We start from the raw sequence: 14589 nt of genomic DNA on the forward strand, positions 1-14589 counted from the left end.
GTAGAGGTGTCTACTGAACAAGCGTTGGCAAAATTTATCGAACACAGTGTCACTTGGCATCAGGCCACGGCGCAGCCATTAACGGCATGGGCCGATCCGGCTAGCCCTTCTCCTTGCCAACAGCAATGGTTAGCCGAGGATCAGGTCAGTTGGCTACCTGTTGCCCAGCAACCCGCTGCGGATTTTAGCAATATTGAGCAAGCATTAGAGTTAACGCTGCATCCCTCTATTAAAGCTTTTTACAGCTGTTTTTATGCAGCGAATATGGCCGCAGCGCATCCACGTGGCAAGTTAGCTTTACTATTGCCTTGGAATCAAGATGATATTAGCCGTTTGCAAGAAAACATCATTGGTCACATTTTAATGAAGCAACGCTTAAAACAGCGAGCCACGGTATTTTTTGCCGTAACCGATGACGCCAATATTATGTTGTCGGTGTTAAATAGTACCGGCGAGGTATTCTTAGAGCATGTTGGGAAAGAAGTCTCGGAAAAAATTGCCGATGACCTGCCGTCGTTTCTCGCCAGTTTAACCCCTCAAGCTTACGACGCTTGTTTTGACTGACACTCCCACGCGATATTACTGAGCAATTGGCAGTTATCGCATTGAAAATCAAACATCTCGAGTCGTGGCGTCGCCAGACGCCAATCAGCTCCACAGCCGGGACAACATTTGTTAGCGTCTTGCTGACAATCCGAACTGCTGCCACTGTAAAGGGCATACCAGATCGGCAGCTGATTAAGTCGACTGATCTGCTGTGCCAATTGGCGGCCGCGTCGATTTAATTTGCTATGTAATTGCTGCAGACTGTTTTCGGCGATCTTCGGTAGCACCCGATCTTCTTGTAACTGTATTTCATCTAAGGCCTGATATTGGATCTGCCAGCGGATCAATGCTTCAAAATCGTCTTCTGCTGCGGTTAACCAAAAGAGTGGCACGGGTCGCAAGGTTTCAGCACAACGTAAGGGTGAGCAGGTATCGGCGAAGCTAGTAAATAATATCAGGCTCTTGGGAAGGGCTTCACAGGTTTGCTGTGACATCAAATCAGCGCCCAGTAAGGTGAGTTGGGCATAGCCGAGACCCGCCACGGTTAATTGTTGCTCAGCATACCGCACTCTCTTACTGTGCCATTTGCTGGCAAGGGCATCTTGGCTGGCCAGTACAACCCGGCTGCTAAACGCATCTTGTTGCCATGCGGTAGGAAATTCTCGGCCTAATACTTGGCCATTAAATATTAAGGCTTCAATATAAGCACGGATCGCTTGTTCTGCCTGCGTTAAATCGGTATCAGCGATGACCCGAAACCGCAACTCAGCGAGATACATTATTGTTTTCTAACAGGCTGATTAATAAATCGAGTTTTTGTTCAATGCGGTTAAGCTGGCTGCTCATATCTTGCTCGGCATTAATGGGCCGACTTAACGCCAGATCGGCGACCCATGCAGGATCTTCTTCGGCGATCGGCTGCTGGCGCCATTGCTGGTATGCTGTAAACAGTTCTGGTGCATTAAGTTGTCCAGCCAGTTTCGCTTTAAACAGCGCCAAGCTGGGCTTTTTGCCTTCTTGACGCAATTGGGCTGCAGCGTGTTGTAATAAACGGATGGCCGTGGTCATAGCGGATCGTCTAGTTCACCAAAAAGTAGTTTAATTTACCACTCCCTTGGCCTTAGCAAAAGCCCTATGTTTTTAAGTTTATGAAAATACTCACATTTTAAATTTGGTGTCAATTTTGCTTTGTTTGGCGTGTTAAGTATCATACTTTATTGATAACTGGCATTACTTAAAAGGAGAAGATTTATGTCGGGTATGGGCACTAAAATGATTAAAGCCGGTGTAGTGGCGTTTCTGGTGTTGGGGTTAAGTGGTTGTGTGGTGGCTATTGGCAATACGGAAGAGCCAAAAAATCAATTGGCTTCAGATAAAGCACAACAAGAAAATTTGAAAAAAATTAACCAGTTACAGTTAGGCTTTTCCGTAGCAGAAGTAAAAACTTTACTCGGTGCACCTGATTTCACCGAAGCCTTTCAGAAAAACGGCGAGCAAGTTCAAGTGCTGTTTTATCGCACACAACTTAATCGCCGAGATAATAAAACCACGAAAGATGAATGTACGCCTATTGTATTTCATGGCGATCAACTCAGTGGTTGGGGTGAGAAAGCCTACAATTATCTATAAGCAACGGTTATTGCGCAGCAACTTGATGTAGTTGCGCATTTAATTCATCAATCACTTCGCACCATTCTGCATCATTACGCAGTGCCTCATTAATAAAGCTCGCCTGCGCCTCATTCCAGTAAGGGGCTTTGGCAATGTCGGTGTCTTCGGTTAATTGGTGCGTTTGAATAAAGTCTTCAATCGCTTTAGCACTGTTGGCTAAACCGAGTTGCGCGAATAAATTTTCTAACGTGGTTGCTGTGGTATCCATTCTTTACTCCTGTTTGGCGTTAAGTATAGTATTTATTCCCGTTTTTGCACGGTGACTCAGTGTGATTAACGATACATAGCCTGTAAAAATCATACTTGGCAACCTAGCATGACACTGCTATTGTGAATAAAAAAACAACAACAATAGCAGGTGCCGCATGTTAGCTCAGGTAACTAATTTTGAACCCTCTCAATTAACGGCCAGTTTGTTGGGAGGCGAAGATTTAAAACTGGCTGCTTCCGTGTTATATCAGTCTTATCATGATGACCCACTTTTTATGGAAATTTTTCGTGCCGCTGACACGGATTATGAAGCCCGTTTGCGCTCTGCTATTCGCGAAGAGCTCAGTACTTTTTGGCAAGCCGGGCAGCCAATCATCGGCTTGTTTAATCAAGAGCAATTACTGGGTGTAGCCTGTGTAGTTGGGCCAGATTCTGGCATTGGCAGCAGTCGTTTATGGCATTGGCGTTTAAAAATGCTGTTAACTGCGGGCTTTGTTTCTACCAAACAGCTGTTAAATAAAGAAGAAAAAATTCATGCGGCCATGCCGGCAAAACGCTATCACATGCTGGCTTTTATTGCCGTGGCGCCGAAATATCAGCATGCGGGGTTGGGCCACTATTTAATTGCGGCCGTGGATGGCTTAGTTGATGAAGATCCGTCCTCTGCAGGGATGGGTGTTTTTGTCACGTTAGCCAAGTACCACGCTTTTTTTGCGGATGAACAATATCAAAAAGTCAGTGAGCTTGCTTTTGGCTCAGTCAGTGGCACTTTAATGTTTCGCGCCCGTCAGTCGGCTCAAGGTTAAAGCGGTATGGCACGTTTTACCTGTTTTGCCGATTTTTATCCCTATTATTTAAGTGAGCATGCCAATCCGCTATGTCGGGCTTTACATTATTTGGGCAGCAGTTTAGTGCTCGTCGTGCTGTTTTGGGCAGTGTTAACACAACAATGGCTATGGCTGTTCAGTTTACCTGTCATCGGTTATGGCTTTGCTTGGTTGGGCCATTTATTGTTTGAGCATAATAAACCGGCTACGTTTGACTATCCTTTTTATAGTTTGGCGGCCGATTGGGTGATGTATAAAGACTTTTTAACCGGCCAGTTGAGCGGCAAATTACAACACCTGGCCCGGGCATCGCCCCCGTCTTAAATACGATGTGCCGGTAAAGTAAAGTTTGCTAAACGCATGCCGCTTAATAGCAATTCTGCTTGATAGCGGCTCTCACCGTCACTGCTAAAGTCAACCTGATAGCTGGTGAGTAAGCGCCAACCTTGCTGCAATTTGCGAAAATGATGGCGATTGCGGCCACACTCTAAAAATTGTAATTGATGCTGTTGACATAATTGGCGCGCTAACACAAAAGCGCGCTCATCTTGTTTACGTTGCATCCAAAACCCATAAATTACGCTGACTAACAGCAGTAGTAACCAAATTGATGTCATTGCTTCTCCTTGTTAGCCACATAATGGCGTTTGCTTCGCGGTTTTACAAGATGCTGCGTTGCAGCGGCAATGTGCTAGAATTGCCGCCTTGTAACAGAGAGGAACCGCATGAGTGAGCACCTGAGCCTATTGCTAGCCGATATTATGCAAGCGCTAAAGCAAGCCGGTCTGTATAGTCAGCAGCCACCTTCGCCGCAGGCGATGGCCAGTACGATGCCTTTTTGTTTTGATAGCATGCCGCTGGAACAGTGGTTGCAATTTATTTTAATTCCTCGTCTGCAGGCGATGCTCGCTGCCGGTCAACCGCTACCGAATAAAGTTGCTATTTTACCGATGGCAGAGCAGGTGTATGCCGGGCGAGACGAGAATATTCAACCGCTGTTAGCGGCGATTACAAGGTTAGATCTGTGTCTGAACAAACCCTAGCGTATGACCTCACCGAAGCCCCCACTTTTGCTGAACCTTTAACGATTCTATACCAAGATGAGTATCTGGTTGCGGTCGATAAACCCAGTGGCATGTTGGTGCATCGTTCTTTTTTAGATAAAGAAATTAGCCGTTATGCACTGCAGGCCGTGCGCGATCACATTGGTCAACATGTCTATCCGGTGCATCGGCTTGACCGACCTACGTCAGGGGTACTGCTGTTTGCGTTGTCATCTGAGGTGGCACGGTTATTATCAGAGCAAAATCAGCAAGGGCTGTGGCAAAAAGGTTACTTAGCGGTGGTTCGAGGCTATGTCACTGCCGCAGGTGAGTTAGATTATGCTCTAACCGAGCAACTCGATAAAATTGCCGACAAGTTTGCCGCTGCGGATAAAGCCGCACAAGCTGCGCTCAGTCGCTATTCACCGTTACAACGCGTGGAGTTGCCGATCCCTGTTAGTCGTTATGCGACCTCGCGTTACACCTTGCTGGCGCTGCAGCCCATCACTGGCCGAAAACATCAATTACGCCGGCATATGGCCCATTTGCGCCATCCGATTGTTGGCGATACTAGCCATGGTGATGGTAAACATAATGCGATGTTTCGTGAACAGTTTGCTTGCAATCGTTTATTATTGTGCGCATTCACGTTACGCTTACCCCATCCGATAACCGGACAGCCGTTGTTGCTCGAAGCAGGGCTAAACGAATTAACAACACTTTTTACCCATTTTAATTGGCCGGTAGACTCCGCTTACTATCGCCAGCAGTTTAATCTTTTTCTGGAGACACAAGCATGCAAAAAATCGCCATAATGGTCGGCAGTGTATACGGTGGTGCAGAGTATGTTGCAGAGCAAGCGCTACCGTTATTAACCCACAAGGGTTATCAGGTGCAATGGTTTCAACCTGCAGACTTAGCAGAGGTGTTAGCCTTTGCTGCGGATTGTTGGTTAGTGATCACTTCAACGACTGGCCAGGGTGATATTCCCGATTCATTGTTCCCTTTTTATATGGCTTGCAAGGATCAGTTTCCGATATTAACCGGTAAAAAATATGCCGTTATTGCCTTAGGTGACAGCAGTTATGATACTTTTTGTGCGGCTGGCCAGCAGTTTAATGAGCTACTTGCTGAGTTACAAGCCAGTGCGGTGGCGCCGATGTTAGAGATCGACGCCGGTGAAACCTTACAAGCTGAAGATGTGGCATTGCCTTGGTTAGCTGAGCACTTCTAACAATACTTGTTTAACTTCTGGTAACTACGCGCCCCAGGTGCCTGTAATGCCGGATCATAGTGTTCGGCAAAACGCTCACACCACAGTACTGTCGCGCCGCATACCGCGGCCGGCATCACTAATAAGTTCAGCAACGGCACCATGCTAAAGAGTGCCACGGCACTGCCAAAAGATAAGCTGAGGGCTGGCGCTTGTCTTAGTTGACCTCTTAGCTCGCTAAAACTCACCTTGTTGTTATCAAACGGGTAATCGAGATATTGCAGGCTAAAGAACCAGGCGCTGATAAAAAACCACAGGAAGGGGCCCGCCACTGGGATCAACAAACACAGAATAAACAGAATGGTAGCTCGAGGTAATAGATAACACAGTTTTTGCCATTCGCGCGCCAGTAAACGCGGCGCGTCATGCAGAAATTGTCGCATACTCACTTCGGGGATCGCTTTGCCACTGAGTAGCGCGGCGGTTTTTTCACTGAGTAAGCCATTAAAGGGCGCAGCAATAAAATTAGCGACCATCGTAAAGCTATAGGCAAAACTGAGCAGTAATGACATCACCCCCAGCGGGATCAATAAATACTCTAACCAATGCAGCCATTGCGGTAGCCATTGCTGAATATGCACAATAAACGACTGTAGCAGTTGCCACATCCAATAAAACGCCATAAAGAACAGCACTAAATTAATCAGCAAGGGTATTAATACAAAACGTTTTAAGCCTTTTTGGCCCAGCAAGCGCAGCCCTTTAAAAAAGTAAAACATCATGTCCTCCGAATACAGGCTGTTTAAACTAGTATACCGACTTCCTGCCAGAAAACCCTGCATAGACTGTGACAAAACGTAACAAAATCTCGCCATTTGCTGTTGAGGTTTTTAACCGTGTTTTGCTGGAGTCACTGCAGCCATAGCGCGCATTGTGTTATTATGCAACCGATTTCAATAAGCTAATAAGCAGAGGTATGAAATGTCCGTGTGGTTAGTAGAGCTAGGTTCAGCAGTGGAGTTTGCAGTAACATTATTACTACTGATAACCGCGCTAGTATGTCTGATATCGGCTATCGTTGTGCCAGCCAATAAAGATGCAGAGTTACGCTTTGAGAAACGTTTAGAATATACGGTATTTGCCATCGGCGCTGCGGTGTTGTGGGCATTATTTATGTTTGCACCACGCTAATGCATAACAACACACCTTGCTATTTTAGCAGCAAGGTGTGAATTAACAGTATTCAGGCTTATTCTTCAATACTACGCAATAGCGCGTTAATGCCAACCTTAGCACGGGTTTGCGCATCAACCTTTTTCACGATGATCGCGGCGTATAAGCTGTGGCTGCCATCTTTAGAAGGAATGGTGCCTGGCACGACAACTGCGCCGGCCGGTACGCGACCATAGCTAATTTGCCCCGTTTCACGATCATAAATACGGGTGCTTTGGCTAATATAGACGCCCATTGAGAGCACTGCGCCTTCTTCAACGATAACGCCTTCAACCACTTCTGAACGTGCGCCGATAAAGCAGTTATCTTCGATAATCGTTGGGTTTGCTTGCAGCGGCTCTAACACACCACCAATGCCAACGCCGCCTGATAAATGTACGTTTTTACCAATTTGCGCACAGCTACCGACGGTGGCCCAGGTGTCCACCATTGAACCTTCGCCGACATAGGCGCCAATATTGACGTAAGACGGCATCACCACCACGTTTTTACCAATATAGCTACCGCGACGCACGGCAGCAGGCGGTACAATACGCACGCCATCGGCACGGAATTGCGCGTCAGTGTAGTTGGCATATTTCATCGGCACTTTATCAAAAAAGCGGTTTTCGGCGCCATCCATCACTTCGTTATCGTTGATCCGAAACGATAACAGTACCGCTTTTTTCAGCCATTGATGCACTACCCATTCACCGGCAATTTTTTCTGCGACACGGGCGCTACCGTTATCCAGCATGCTTAACACTTGCTCGACGGCCTGTTTTAATTCGGCGGTCACGGTTTTTGGGGTAATGTCAGCACGTTGTTCAAACGCCGTTTCGATAAGGTTTTTTAAGTCAGACATTCGTCATTTAGCCTTCTGTTTGCTGCGAGAGTTGCGAGATTAACACCCGTCTTAACTGGCTTTGTTGCTCAGTTGTCAGCGCGTCATCCTCTGCGTTAGAAATTAAGAAAAAGTCTTCGGCGCGCTCGCCGATGGTGGTGATTTTTGCCGCGTGAATATTCACACCGCATTGTTGAAACACTTGGCCTAGATCAGACAATAAACCCGGCGTATCCAATGCGGCAATTTCTAGCATGGTACGGTGGCGGGTGTTGCCTGGTAAAAATGCCACTTTCGGTGGCACGGTAAATTGGCGCATTTGCCGGGAGAGTTTTGGTTTTTGTCGCGACAAATCAGGCTTGCCAAGAATATATTGCTCTAGTGCTTTCTTGATACTTTGCTGGCGCGAAGGGGAGTTCACGGTTTCACCGTTTTGCTCTAAAATCACAAAAGTATCCATCGCATAACCGTCTTTGTTGGTCATGATTTGCGCGTCGAAAATATTCACCTTTTTACTGTCTAGCGCGGCGACCATTTTCGCAAATAAACCGGCTTGATCTTTGGTGTAAACAAACACTTGGGTGCCGCCTTTGATCGGTGCTTTACTCACCAGTACTAAAGGTTCATTCGGTGTTTTATGCTTTAAAATGTGTTCGGTATGCCAGACAATTTGTTTTGGGCTGTAGCGCGCAAAGTAATCCGCTTTGATGCGACTCCATAACTGCAACACTTCACTTTCAATAAAGGTTTGCCGTAATAGCATGGGCAGGGCTTCGCTTTGGTTTTCCCGGATCAGATCGCGTAAATCCATCGGTTTTTCTAAACCACGACGAAACGCTTTTTGTGTGGCTAAAAACAATTCACGCAGCAGTGAGCCTTTCCAATCATTCCACAAGGTATCATTGGTGGCGCGAATATCGGCCAGCGTTAAACAATACAAATAGTTTAAACGCGTTTCATCACGCACCTTGGCGGCAAATTCGGCCACAACTTCAGGGTCGTGAATATCGCGACGCTGTGCGGTTACCGACATCAGCAAGTGGTTTTCCACTAACCAAGCAATTAGCTTACTGTCGAATTCACTCAGTTTGTGCAACTTGGCAAATTCGCGTGCATCCATACCGCCTAATTCAGAATGATCACCGCCACGGCCTTTGGCAATATCATGGAAAATGCCGGCGAGGTATAACAGCTCTGGCTTTTCCATTTTTTTGACAATAGCCGTGCACAGTGGAAACTCACTTTCATGTTCAGCAAGGCTGTATTTGTACAAATTCTTTAATAAGCGGTGGGTATGCTCGTCTACGGTATAGGCGTGAAACAAATCAAATTGCATTTGGCCTTCGATATTGCGCCACTGCGGTAAATAGGCCGCTAAAATGCCATAACGGTGCATCAAGGTCACCGCTAAATCCATACCACGCGGGTGGCGCAGTAGGGTCAGAAACAGTTGGCGACAGGCTTCATAATCTTGTAAGTCACCCATTAAGCGCCGCCGGACTTGGCGAATTAAGCGAATAGTAGTCGAGTGAACGCCAGTGATATTGGAGTTATTGGCGATATGCCAGAACAGCCGCAATAAATTATCGCGCCGAGCAAACACCGCGCTGTCGCGCGCTTTAATTAAATGGCCTTGCAACTCAAAATAATCATCTAACTGACTGACTTTGAGTTTTTGTTGCGAATTAAGAATGCTGCCTTCAAAGTGTTGCAACAACATTTCGTTCAATTCACTGACACGTTGAACCGTCCGAAAAAACCGCTTCATCATTCGTTCTACTGAGGCTTTACCATCCGAGCCAAAACCTAAGCGCTCAGCCGCGGCGGGTTGATAGTCGAACAAAATTCGGTTTTCGTTACGGCCCGCTTCTAAATGCAAAGAGAAGCGCATCTGCCATAAATAGGCTTCACATTCGATCAGCTCTTGGTATTCATCTTCAGTAAGATATTGATAAGCCACTAACTCGCGCATCGTGCGGGTATTAAAATGGCGTTTGGCTACCCAACCGATGGTTTGAATATCACGCAAACCACCCGGGTTGGCTTTTAAATTCGGTTCAAGGTTGTATGCCGTGCCGTGATACTGGGCATGGCGCTGTTGTTGCTCATGGCGTTTAGCCTGAAAAAACGCTTGGCTGGTCCAAAAACTATCGGCATTCACCGCGGTTTGTAATTCTTGAAACAGGGTTTTATTGCCGGTGAGTAAGCGCATCTCCAAAAGGTTGGTGGCGATGGTAATATCGTCTTTACCCAGGCTTAAGGTTTCTTTGTAGGTACGAACACTGTGGCCGACTTCTAAGCGTAAATCCCACAGCATGGTAATAAAACGGGCGATAGCCTCTTGTTGATTGCTATCGGGGCGTTTATCAACCAGTAATAATAAGTCAACATCAGAGTAGGGGTGTAACTCACCGCGACCATAACCCCCCACGGCGATTAAGCTGATGGCTTTATCTTTGGCCAGCCCGCAATGTTGCCAGAGCTCAAGTAATACTTCATCAATAAAACTCGCACGGCTTTTTACCAGGATATTAATGGGCTGACTATGAAAAGCCCGTGCCTGAAACTCTTGAAATTCTGCAAAGTGCTTTTTGTAAGCGTCTAGTGAATAGTGCTCGGGCAGCGCGCGGTTAAAACTAAGAGCCTGGGTCACATTAATCTCCTGTTAGGCGGTTATTCCGCGGTGACGATCCGTTCAAAGGTTTCATCTTTACGCAGGGTCAGGATTTCACAGCCGGTGTCGGTCACTAAAATCGTGTGTTCAAATTGTGCCGATAAACTGCGATCTTTGGTCACTACCGTCCAGCCATCGGCCAGCAATTTACTGTGGCGGCCACCGGCGTTGACCATGGGTTCAATGGTCAAGCACATGCCACTTTTTAATACTTCACCTGTGCCTGGGCGACCGTAATGCAAAACTTGCGGATCTTCATGGAACACGGCGCCAATGCCATGGCCACAGTATTCTCTAACAATGCTGTAACTGAATTTTTCGGCATGTTGTTGAATAGCATAGCCAATATCACCCAAGCGCACGCCATCTTTCACTTTTTTAATACCTAAGTACATGGCTTCTTGTGTCACTTTAATCAGGCGCTCAGCCATGATGCTTGGCTTGCCAATAACAAACATTTTAGAGGTGTCACCGTGATAACCATCTTTAATCACGGTAATATCGATATTAATGATATCGCCTTCTTTTAACGCTTTATCGTTTGGAATGCCGTGACAAATCACCTGATTGACTGAGGTGCAAATTGACTTAGGAAAACCGTGATAATTCAGTGGGGCAGGAATGGCCTGTTGTTCATTCACAATATAATTATGACAAATCGTGTTCAGTTCATCAGTAGTAATACCCGCGACAACATGCGGCTCAATCATCTCCAGCACTTCGGCAGCAAGTCGGCCTGCAATGCGCATTTTTTCGATTTCTGCTGGGGTTTTAATAGGTGCTGTCATGCCTGCTCTCTCTGATACATCTGTTGAAAGGATAATGCTGTTAATTTACACATTTCATTGTGTTTGCACGCTGCCTATGGTATAAAGCGCGCCGCAATTTAGCAAATTGCATTGTACCCTAACTTAAGGCTCGTGTGCTGTAGCTTTACAGAATTTCTGGCAATAAGTTAGACAGTTCAGTGCTTAAGCAGATTGCACTAACCTTAATTAAATAACACACATGCATCGACACATATTCCGGGGTGCTTAGCGAAAGCTGAGTCGGCATATGGGATGCATGGAGGCCTAACCCCTTAACAGGAATTAATATCATGGCAAAAGTTTCTATGCGCGACATGCTCCAGGCGGGCGTTCACTTCGGTCACCAAACTCGTTACTGGAACCCAAAAATGAAGCCATTCATTTTCGGTGCTCGTAACCGTGTTCATATCATCAACTTAGAACAAACTGTTCCGATGATGAATGACGCTTTGGCGTTCATCCAGCAAGTTTCTGCGAAAAAAGGCAAAATCTTATTCGTAGGTACTAAGCGCGCAGCCTCAGAAGCAATCAAAGAATCTGCAGCAAATGTTGACCAGTTCTACGTAAATCACCGTTGGTTAGGTGGTATGTTAACTAACTGGAAAACAGTGCGTCAGTCTATCAAGCGTCTGAAAGATCTTGAATCGCAAAGCCAAGACGGTACTTTCGACAAGCTGACTAAAAAAGAAGCTTTAGACCGTACTCGTGAAATGGACAAGCTGGAAAAGAGCTTAGGCGGTATTAAAGATATGGGCGGCTTGCCAGACGTGCTGTTCGTTATCGACGCTGACCACGAACATATCGCGATCAAAGAAGCCAATAACCTAGGTATCCCGGTAGTAGCTATTGTAGATACTAACTCAGATCCTAAAGGTGTTGATTACGTAATCCCTGGTAACGACGATGCTATCCGCGCAATCCAGTTATATCTGGGCGCTGTTAGCCAGGCGATTCAGGAAGGTCGTGACAAAAACATCGAAGTGCAAGCTGAAGCTGAAGCCTTCGTTGAAGCAGAATAATTTTTCTGATTTGGGTTGGCTGTAATACCGCGAGCCCTTTGACAGAATCACTTTGCAACAGGGGCATTTTGCCCCTGTTTGTCTGAACTAAATTACGAGGATGCTTTTATGGCTGTAACTGCCGCTTTAGTAAAAGAACTGCGCGAGCGCACTGGCGCTGGCATGATGGATTGTAAAAAAGCTTTAGAAGAAACCGGTGGTGACATCGAAGCCGCGATCGACGCGATGCGTAAAAGTGGTTTAGCGAAAGCGGCCAAAAAAGCCGGCCGTATTGCTGCTGAAGGTGTAATTGTTACGCGCGTAGCTAACGGCGTAGGTATTGCTATCGAGTTTAACTGTGAAACTGATTTCGTGGCACGTGATGCCAGCTTCTTAGCGTTCGCAAACAGCGTTGCTGATTTAGCGCAAGCACAAAAACTGTACACAGTTGAAGCATTATTAGCGGCTGACTTAAACGGTGCTTCTGTTGATGATACGCGTGCTACACTGGTTGCTAAAATCGGTGAAAACATGAACGTACGTCGCGTAGCCGTAGTTGAAGGCGCGGTAATCGGTCAATACATCCACTCTGGTCGTATTGGTGTATTAGCCGTATTAGAGGGCGGTAACGAAGATATCGCTAAAGACGTGGCAATGCATGTTGCTGCCAACAACCCTGGTTATGTTAACCCGGAAGACGTTTCAGCTGAAGAAGTTGAGCGTGAGCGTCAAATTCAAATCGATATCGCGGTTAACTCTGGTAAGCCACAAGAAATCGCTGAGAAGATGGTTGCCGGCCGTATGGCTAAATTCACTGGCGAAGTGAGTTTAACCGGTCAGCCGTTCGTGAAAGATCCGTCAATCTCTACTGGCGAATTCTTAAAGCAAAACGGTGCTAAGGCTATCTCTTTCATTCGCTTAGAAGTAGGCGAAGGTATTGAGAAGAAAGAAGAAGACTTCGCAGCTGAAGTTGCAGCACAGATTGCTGCTGCTAAAAAGTAATTTGCGCTTTAGCAATTTGCTGAAAACAGCTAAAATAACCGCGACCTGAGTCGCGGTTTTTTTTTGCCTGACTAATTCTAATAGCATAATGGGGAAATTATGAGCATTAATCCGAAACCAACCTATCGTCGCATCCTTTTAAAACTGAGCGGTGAAGCCTTAATGGGAGACGAAGGCTTTGGTATTGATCCCAAAGTGCTCGATCGCATGGCGCAAGAAATTAAAGAGCTCGTTGAACTCGGTGTACAAGTCGGTATTGTGATTGGTGGCGGAAATATCTTCCGTGGCGAAGGCTTGGCTAAAGCGGGGATGAACCGGGTGGTCGGCGATCACATGGGGATGTTAGCCACGGTAATGAATGGCTTAGCCATGCGTGATGCTTTACACCGTGCTTATGTTAACGCTCGCATGATGAGTGCAATTCCGTTAAACGGGGTGTGTGATAATTACAGCTGGGCAGAAGCCATTAGCTTATTAAAATCAGGCCGTGTGGTGATTTTCTCGGCCGGTACGGGTAACCCATTTTTTACCACTGATTCTGCGGCCTGTTTACGCGGTATTGAAATTGAAGCCGATGCCGTATTAAAGGCCACGAAAGTCGACGGGGTGTATTCAGCTGACCCAGTAAAAGATCCGGCTGCTACCTTGTATAGCAAATTAACCTATAATGAAATTCTCGACAAAGAATTAAAAGTCATGGATTTAGCCGCTTTTACGCTGGCGCGCGATCACAACTTACAAATTCGTGTGTTCAATATGAACAAGCCCGGAGCACTTAAACGCGTGATTATGGGTGACGATGAAGGCACAATCATCGACCACGCGGAAAATTTACAGTAAACTAAACGACTGCGTTACTGCTGCATAAATAAAAAAAGGATAACGATCGTGATTAACGACATTATTGCTGATGCTCAAGTCCGGATGGATAAAAGCGTTGATGCTCTGAAAACTCAACTAAGTAAAGTGCGTACAGGCCGTGCGCATCCAGGTCTGCTAGACGGCATTCAGGTTTCTTATTACGGTGCAGATACGCCGTTACGTCAGCTGGCAAACGTGTCTATTGAAGACTCGCGTACCTTAGCCATTACCGTGTTCGACAAAAGCCTGACACCGGCGGTAGAAAAAGCCATCATGGCCTCTAACTTGGGTTTAAACCCAATGTCTACAGGCACCGTGATCCGTGTGCCGTTACCTGCATTAACGGAAGAGCGCCGTCGCGACTTAGTTAAACTGGTACGCGGTGAAGCTGAAGCCGGTCGAGTGGCCATCCGTAATATTCGTCGTGATGCTAACTCTGATTTTAAATCGCTATTAAAAGATAAAGAAATCAGTGAAGATGATGAGCGTAGGGCGGCAGACGAGATCCAAAAAGTCACTGATCTGTTCGTGAAAAAAGTGGACGAAGTGTTAGCAGAAAAAGAAAAGGAACTGATGGAAGTCTGATTTCAGACCTTTCATTTGTTGCTGTTTTTAGTATGAAATAGTATGAAGAAAGCGCCGTGTCAGTCTAACTTCGCGGCGCTTTTTTGTTTAACCC

At 46.3% G+C, this 14589-nt stretch carries 20 protein-coding genes; 12 read left to right on the forward strand and 8 right to left on the reverse strand.

The features are described 5' to 3' along the window. Positions 1-6 precede the first annotated feature (6 nt). Positions 7-564 (forward strand): SecY-interacting protein, encoded by a 558-nt coding sequence (gene syd, locus LMJ53_RS07415; protein ID WP_229585478.1) that lies wholly within the window; start codon positions 7-9, stop codon positions 562-564. Here syd and LMJ53_RS07420 read toward each other — a convergent pair. Both LMJ53_RS07420 and LMJ53_RS07425 read right to left on the reverse strand, forming a co-directional pair. Further along, on the reverse strand, positions 543-1325 hold the full coding sequence (locus LMJ53_RS07420; protein WP_229585479.1) for a DUF2310 family Zn-ribbon-containing protein: 783 nt from the start codon (positions 1323-1325) through the stop codon (positions 543-545). The genes syd and LMJ53_RS07420 overlap by 22 nt on opposite strands. After that, positions 1312-1614, reverse strand: coding sequence for a hypothetical protein (locus LMJ53_RS07425; protein ID WP_229585480.1), 303 nt, complete (start codon positions 1612-1614; stop codon positions 1312-1314). Before LMJ53_RS07425 ends, LMJ53_RS07420 begins: the two co-directional genes overlap by 14 nt. 183 nt (positions 1615-1797) lie before the next feature. Between LMJ53_RS07425 and LMJ53_RS07430 the strand changes: the two genes are divergently transcribed. After that, complete coding sequence (locus tag LMJ53_RS07430; protein WP_229585481.1) at positions 1798-2175, forward strand: DUF3192 domain-containing protein; 378 nt, start codon at positions 1798-1800, stop codon at positions 2173-2175. Between the two features lie 7 nt (positions 2176-2182). On the opposite strand, the gene LMJ53_RS07435 is transcribed toward LMJ53_RS07430, so the two are convergent. Continuing rightward, positions 2183-2425 carry a DUF2789 domain-containing protein gene (locus LMJ53_RS07435; RefSeq protein WP_229585482.1) on the reverse strand — a complete coding sequence of 81 codons (243 nt, stop codon included), beginning with the start codon at positions 2423-2425 and terminating at the stop codon, positions 2183-2185. Between the two features lie 157 nt (positions 2426-2582). Between LMJ53_RS07435 and LMJ53_RS07440 the strand changes: the two genes are divergently transcribed. Then, positions 2583-3233, forward strand: a complete 651-nt coding sequence (locus LMJ53_RS07440; RefSeq protein ID WP_229585483.1) for a GNAT family N-acetyltransferase — start codon at positions 2583-2585, stop codon at positions 3231-3233. Positions 3234-3239: 6 nt separating this feature from the next. Then, positions 3240-3578: a DUF962 domain-containing protein gene (locus tag LMJ53_RS07445; protein ID WP_229585484.1), complete on the forward strand. Its 339-nt coding sequence runs from the start codon at positions 3240-3242 to the stop codon at positions 3576-3578. On the opposite strand, the gene LMJ53_RS07450 is transcribed toward LMJ53_RS07445, so the two are convergent. Then, a complete protein-coding gene (locus LMJ53_RS07450) occupies positions 3575-3871 on the reverse strand; it encodes a DUF3301 domain-containing protein (RefSeq protein ID WP_229585485.1) in 297 nt (98 codons plus the stop codon). The genes LMJ53_RS07445 and LMJ53_RS07450 overlap by 4 nt on opposite strands. 108 nt (positions 3872-3979) lie before the next feature. Between LMJ53_RS07450 and LMJ53_RS07455 the strand changes: the two genes are divergently transcribed. Genes LMJ53_RS07455 through LMJ53_RS07465 form a run of 3 tightly spaced genes read left to right on the forward strand, consistent with a single transcriptional unit; the run spans position 3980 to position 5531 of the window. Next, positions 3980-4297 carry a YqcC family protein gene (locus LMJ53_RS07455; RefSeq protein ID WP_229585486.1) on the forward strand — a complete coding sequence of 106 codons (318 nt, stop codon included), beginning with the start codon at positions 3980-3982 and terminating at the stop codon, positions 4295-4297. Then, positions 4279-5112 (forward strand): tRNA pseudouridine(65) synthase TruC, encoded by an 834-nt coding sequence (truC, locus tag LMJ53_RS07460; protein ID WP_229585487.1) that lies wholly within the window; start codon positions 4279-4281, stop codon positions 5110-5112. Before LMJ53_RS07455 ends, truC begins: the two co-directional genes overlap by 19 nt. Then, on the forward strand, positions 5094-5531 hold the full coding sequence (locus tag LMJ53_RS07465; protein WP_229585488.1) for a flavodoxin: 438 nt from the start codon (positions 5094-5096) through the stop codon (positions 5529-5531). Before truC ends, LMJ53_RS07465 begins: the two co-directional genes overlap by 19 nt. On the opposite strand, the gene cysZ is transcribed toward LMJ53_RS07465, so the two are convergent. Then, positions 5528-6292: a sulfate transporter CysZ gene (cysZ, locus tag LMJ53_RS07470; RefSeq protein WP_229585489.1), complete on the reverse strand. Its 765-nt coding sequence runs from the start codon at positions 6290-6292 to the stop codon at positions 5528-5530. The two genes, LMJ53_RS07465 and cysZ, sit on opposite strands and share 4 nt — an antisense overlap. Before the next feature lie 199 nt (positions 6293-6491). Between cysZ and LMJ53_RS07475 the strand changes: the two genes are divergently transcribed. Continuing rightward, a complete protein-coding gene (locus tag LMJ53_RS07475) occupies positions 6492-6701 on the forward strand; it encodes a hypothetical protein (RefSeq protein WP_229585490.1) in 210 nt (69 codons plus the stop codon). Between the two features lie 58 nt (positions 6702-6759). On the opposite strand, the gene dapD is transcribed toward LMJ53_RS07475, so the two are convergent. The 3 genes from dapD to map are packed head-to-tail and all read right to left on the reverse strand — an operon-like array spanning position 6760 to position 11028. After that, positions 6760-7587 carry a 2,3,4,5-tetrahydropyridine-2,6-dicarboxylate N-succinyltransferase gene (dapD, locus tag LMJ53_RS07480; RefSeq protein WP_226749725.1) on the reverse strand — a complete coding sequence of 276 codons (828 nt, stop codon included), beginning with the start codon at positions 7585-7587 and terminating at the stop codon, positions 6760-6762. 7 nt (positions 7588-7594) lie between these two features. Beyond that, positions 7595-10219 carry a [protein-PII] uridylyltransferase gene (gene glnD / locus LMJ53_RS07485; RefSeq protein ID WP_229585491.1) on the reverse strand — a complete coding sequence of 875 codons (2625 nt, stop codon included), beginning with the start codon at positions 10217-10219 and terminating at the stop codon, positions 7595-7597. A gap of 20 nt (positions 10220-10239) precedes the next feature. Beyond that, complete coding sequence (gene map / locus LMJ53_RS07490) at positions 10240-11028, reverse strand: type I methionyl aminopeptidase (protein ID WP_229585492.1); 789 nt, start codon at positions 11026-11028, stop codon at positions 10240-10242. A 311-nt stretch (positions 11029-11339) separates the two neighbouring features. Here map and rpsB point away from each other — a divergent pair, with 311 nt between their 5' ends. From rpsB to frr, 4 genes are all read left to right on the forward strand, one after another. Further along, positions 11340-12068, forward strand: a complete 729-nt coding sequence (gene rpsB, locus LMJ53_RS07495; protein WP_226749728.1) for a 30S ribosomal protein S2 — start codon at positions 11340-11342, stop codon at positions 12066-12068. Between the two features lie 108 nt (positions 12069-12176). Continuing rightward, the gene (tsf, locus tag LMJ53_RS07500; protein ID WP_229585493.1) at positions 12177-13049 is read left to right on the forward strand and encodes a translation elongation factor Ts; all 873 of its coding nucleotides are present in this window, start codon (positions 12177-12179) and stop codon (positions 13047-13049) included. A 99-nt stretch (positions 13050-13148) separates the two neighbouring features. Then, positions 13149-13889: a UMP kinase gene (gene pyrH, locus LMJ53_RS07505; protein WP_226749730.1), complete on the forward strand. Its 741-nt coding sequence runs from the start codon at positions 13149-13151 to the stop codon at positions 13887-13889. Positions 13890-13937: 48 nt separating this feature from the next. Next, positions 13938-14495 (forward strand): ribosome recycling factor, encoded by a 558-nt coding sequence (frr, locus tag LMJ53_RS07510; RefSeq protein ID WP_226749731.1) that lies wholly within the window; start codon positions 13938-13940, stop codon positions 14493-14495. The last annotated feature ends 94 nt before the right edge of the window (positions 14496-14589 follow it).

This window comes from Rheinheimera sp. UJ51 (assembly GCF_020819615.1).
Lineage (GTDB): Bacteria > Pseudomonadota > Gammaproteobacteria > Enterobacterales > Alteromonadaceae > Alishewanella > Alishewanella maricola.

Bases quoted from the DNA above. Each gene is read 5' to 3' on its own strand.
- LMJ53_RS07450 (WP_229585485.1), bottom strand. From the start codon at position 3,871: ATGACATCAATTTGGTTACTACTGCTGTTAGTCAGCGTAATTTATGGG.
- LMJ53_RS07430 (WP_229585481.1), top strand. From the start codon at position 1,798: ATGTCGGGTATGGGCACTAAAATGATTAAAGCCGGTGTAGTGGCGTTT.
- LMJ53_RS07455 (WP_229585486.1), top strand. From the start codon at position 3,980: ATGAGTGAGCACCTGAGCCTATTGCTAGCCGATATTATGCAAGCGCTA.
- tsf (WP_229585493.1), top strand. From the start codon at position 12,177: ATGGCTGTAACTGCCGCTTTAGTAAAAGAACTGCGCGAGCGCACTGGC.
- rpsB (WP_226749728.1), top strand. From the start codon at position 11,340: ATGGCAAAAGTTTCTATGCGCGACATGCTCCAGGCGGGCGTTCACTTC.
- LMJ53_RS07440 (WP_229585483.1), top strand. From the start codon at position 2,583: ATGTTAGCTCAGGTAACTAATTTTGAACCCTCTCAATTAACGGCCAGT.
- LMJ53_RS07420 (WP_229585479.1), bottom strand. From the start codon at position 1,325: ATGTATCTCGCTGAGTTGCGGTTTCGGGTCATCGCTGATACCGATTTA.
- LMJ53_RS07425 (WP_229585480.1), bottom strand. From the start codon at position 1,614: ATGACCACGGCCATCCGTTTATTACAACACGCTGCAGCCCAATTGCGT.
- LMJ53_RS07435 (WP_229585482.1), bottom strand. From the start codon at position 2,425: ATGGATACCACAGCAACCACGTTAGAAAATTTATTCGCGCAACTCGGT.
- cysZ (WP_229585489.1), bottom strand. From the start codon at position 6,292: ATGATGTTTTACTTTTTTAAAGGGCTGCGCTTGCTGGGCCAAAAAGGC.
- pyrH (WP_226749730.1), top strand. From the start codon at position 13,149: ATGAGCATTAATCCGAAACCAACCTATCGTCGCATCCTTTTAAAACTG.
- LMJ53_RS07445 (WP_229585484.1), top strand. From the start codon at position 3,240: ATGGCACGTTTTACCTGTTTTGCCGATTTTTATCCCTATTATTTAAGT.
- LMJ53_RS07465 (WP_229585488.1), top strand. From the start codon at position 5,094: ATGCAAAAAATCGCCATAATGGTCGGCAGTGTATACGGTGGTGCAGAG.
- LMJ53_RS07475 (WP_229585490.1), top strand. From the start codon at position 6,492: ATGTCCGTGTGGTTAGTAGAGCTAGGTTCAGCAGTGGAGTTTGCAGTA.
- dapD (WP_226749725.1), bottom strand. From the start codon at position 7,587: ATGTCTGACTTAAAAAACCTTATCGAAACGGCGTTTGAACAACGTGCT.
- map (WP_229585492.1), bottom strand. From the start codon at position 11,028: ATGACAGCACCTATTAAAACCCCAGCAGAAATCGAAAAAATGCGCATT.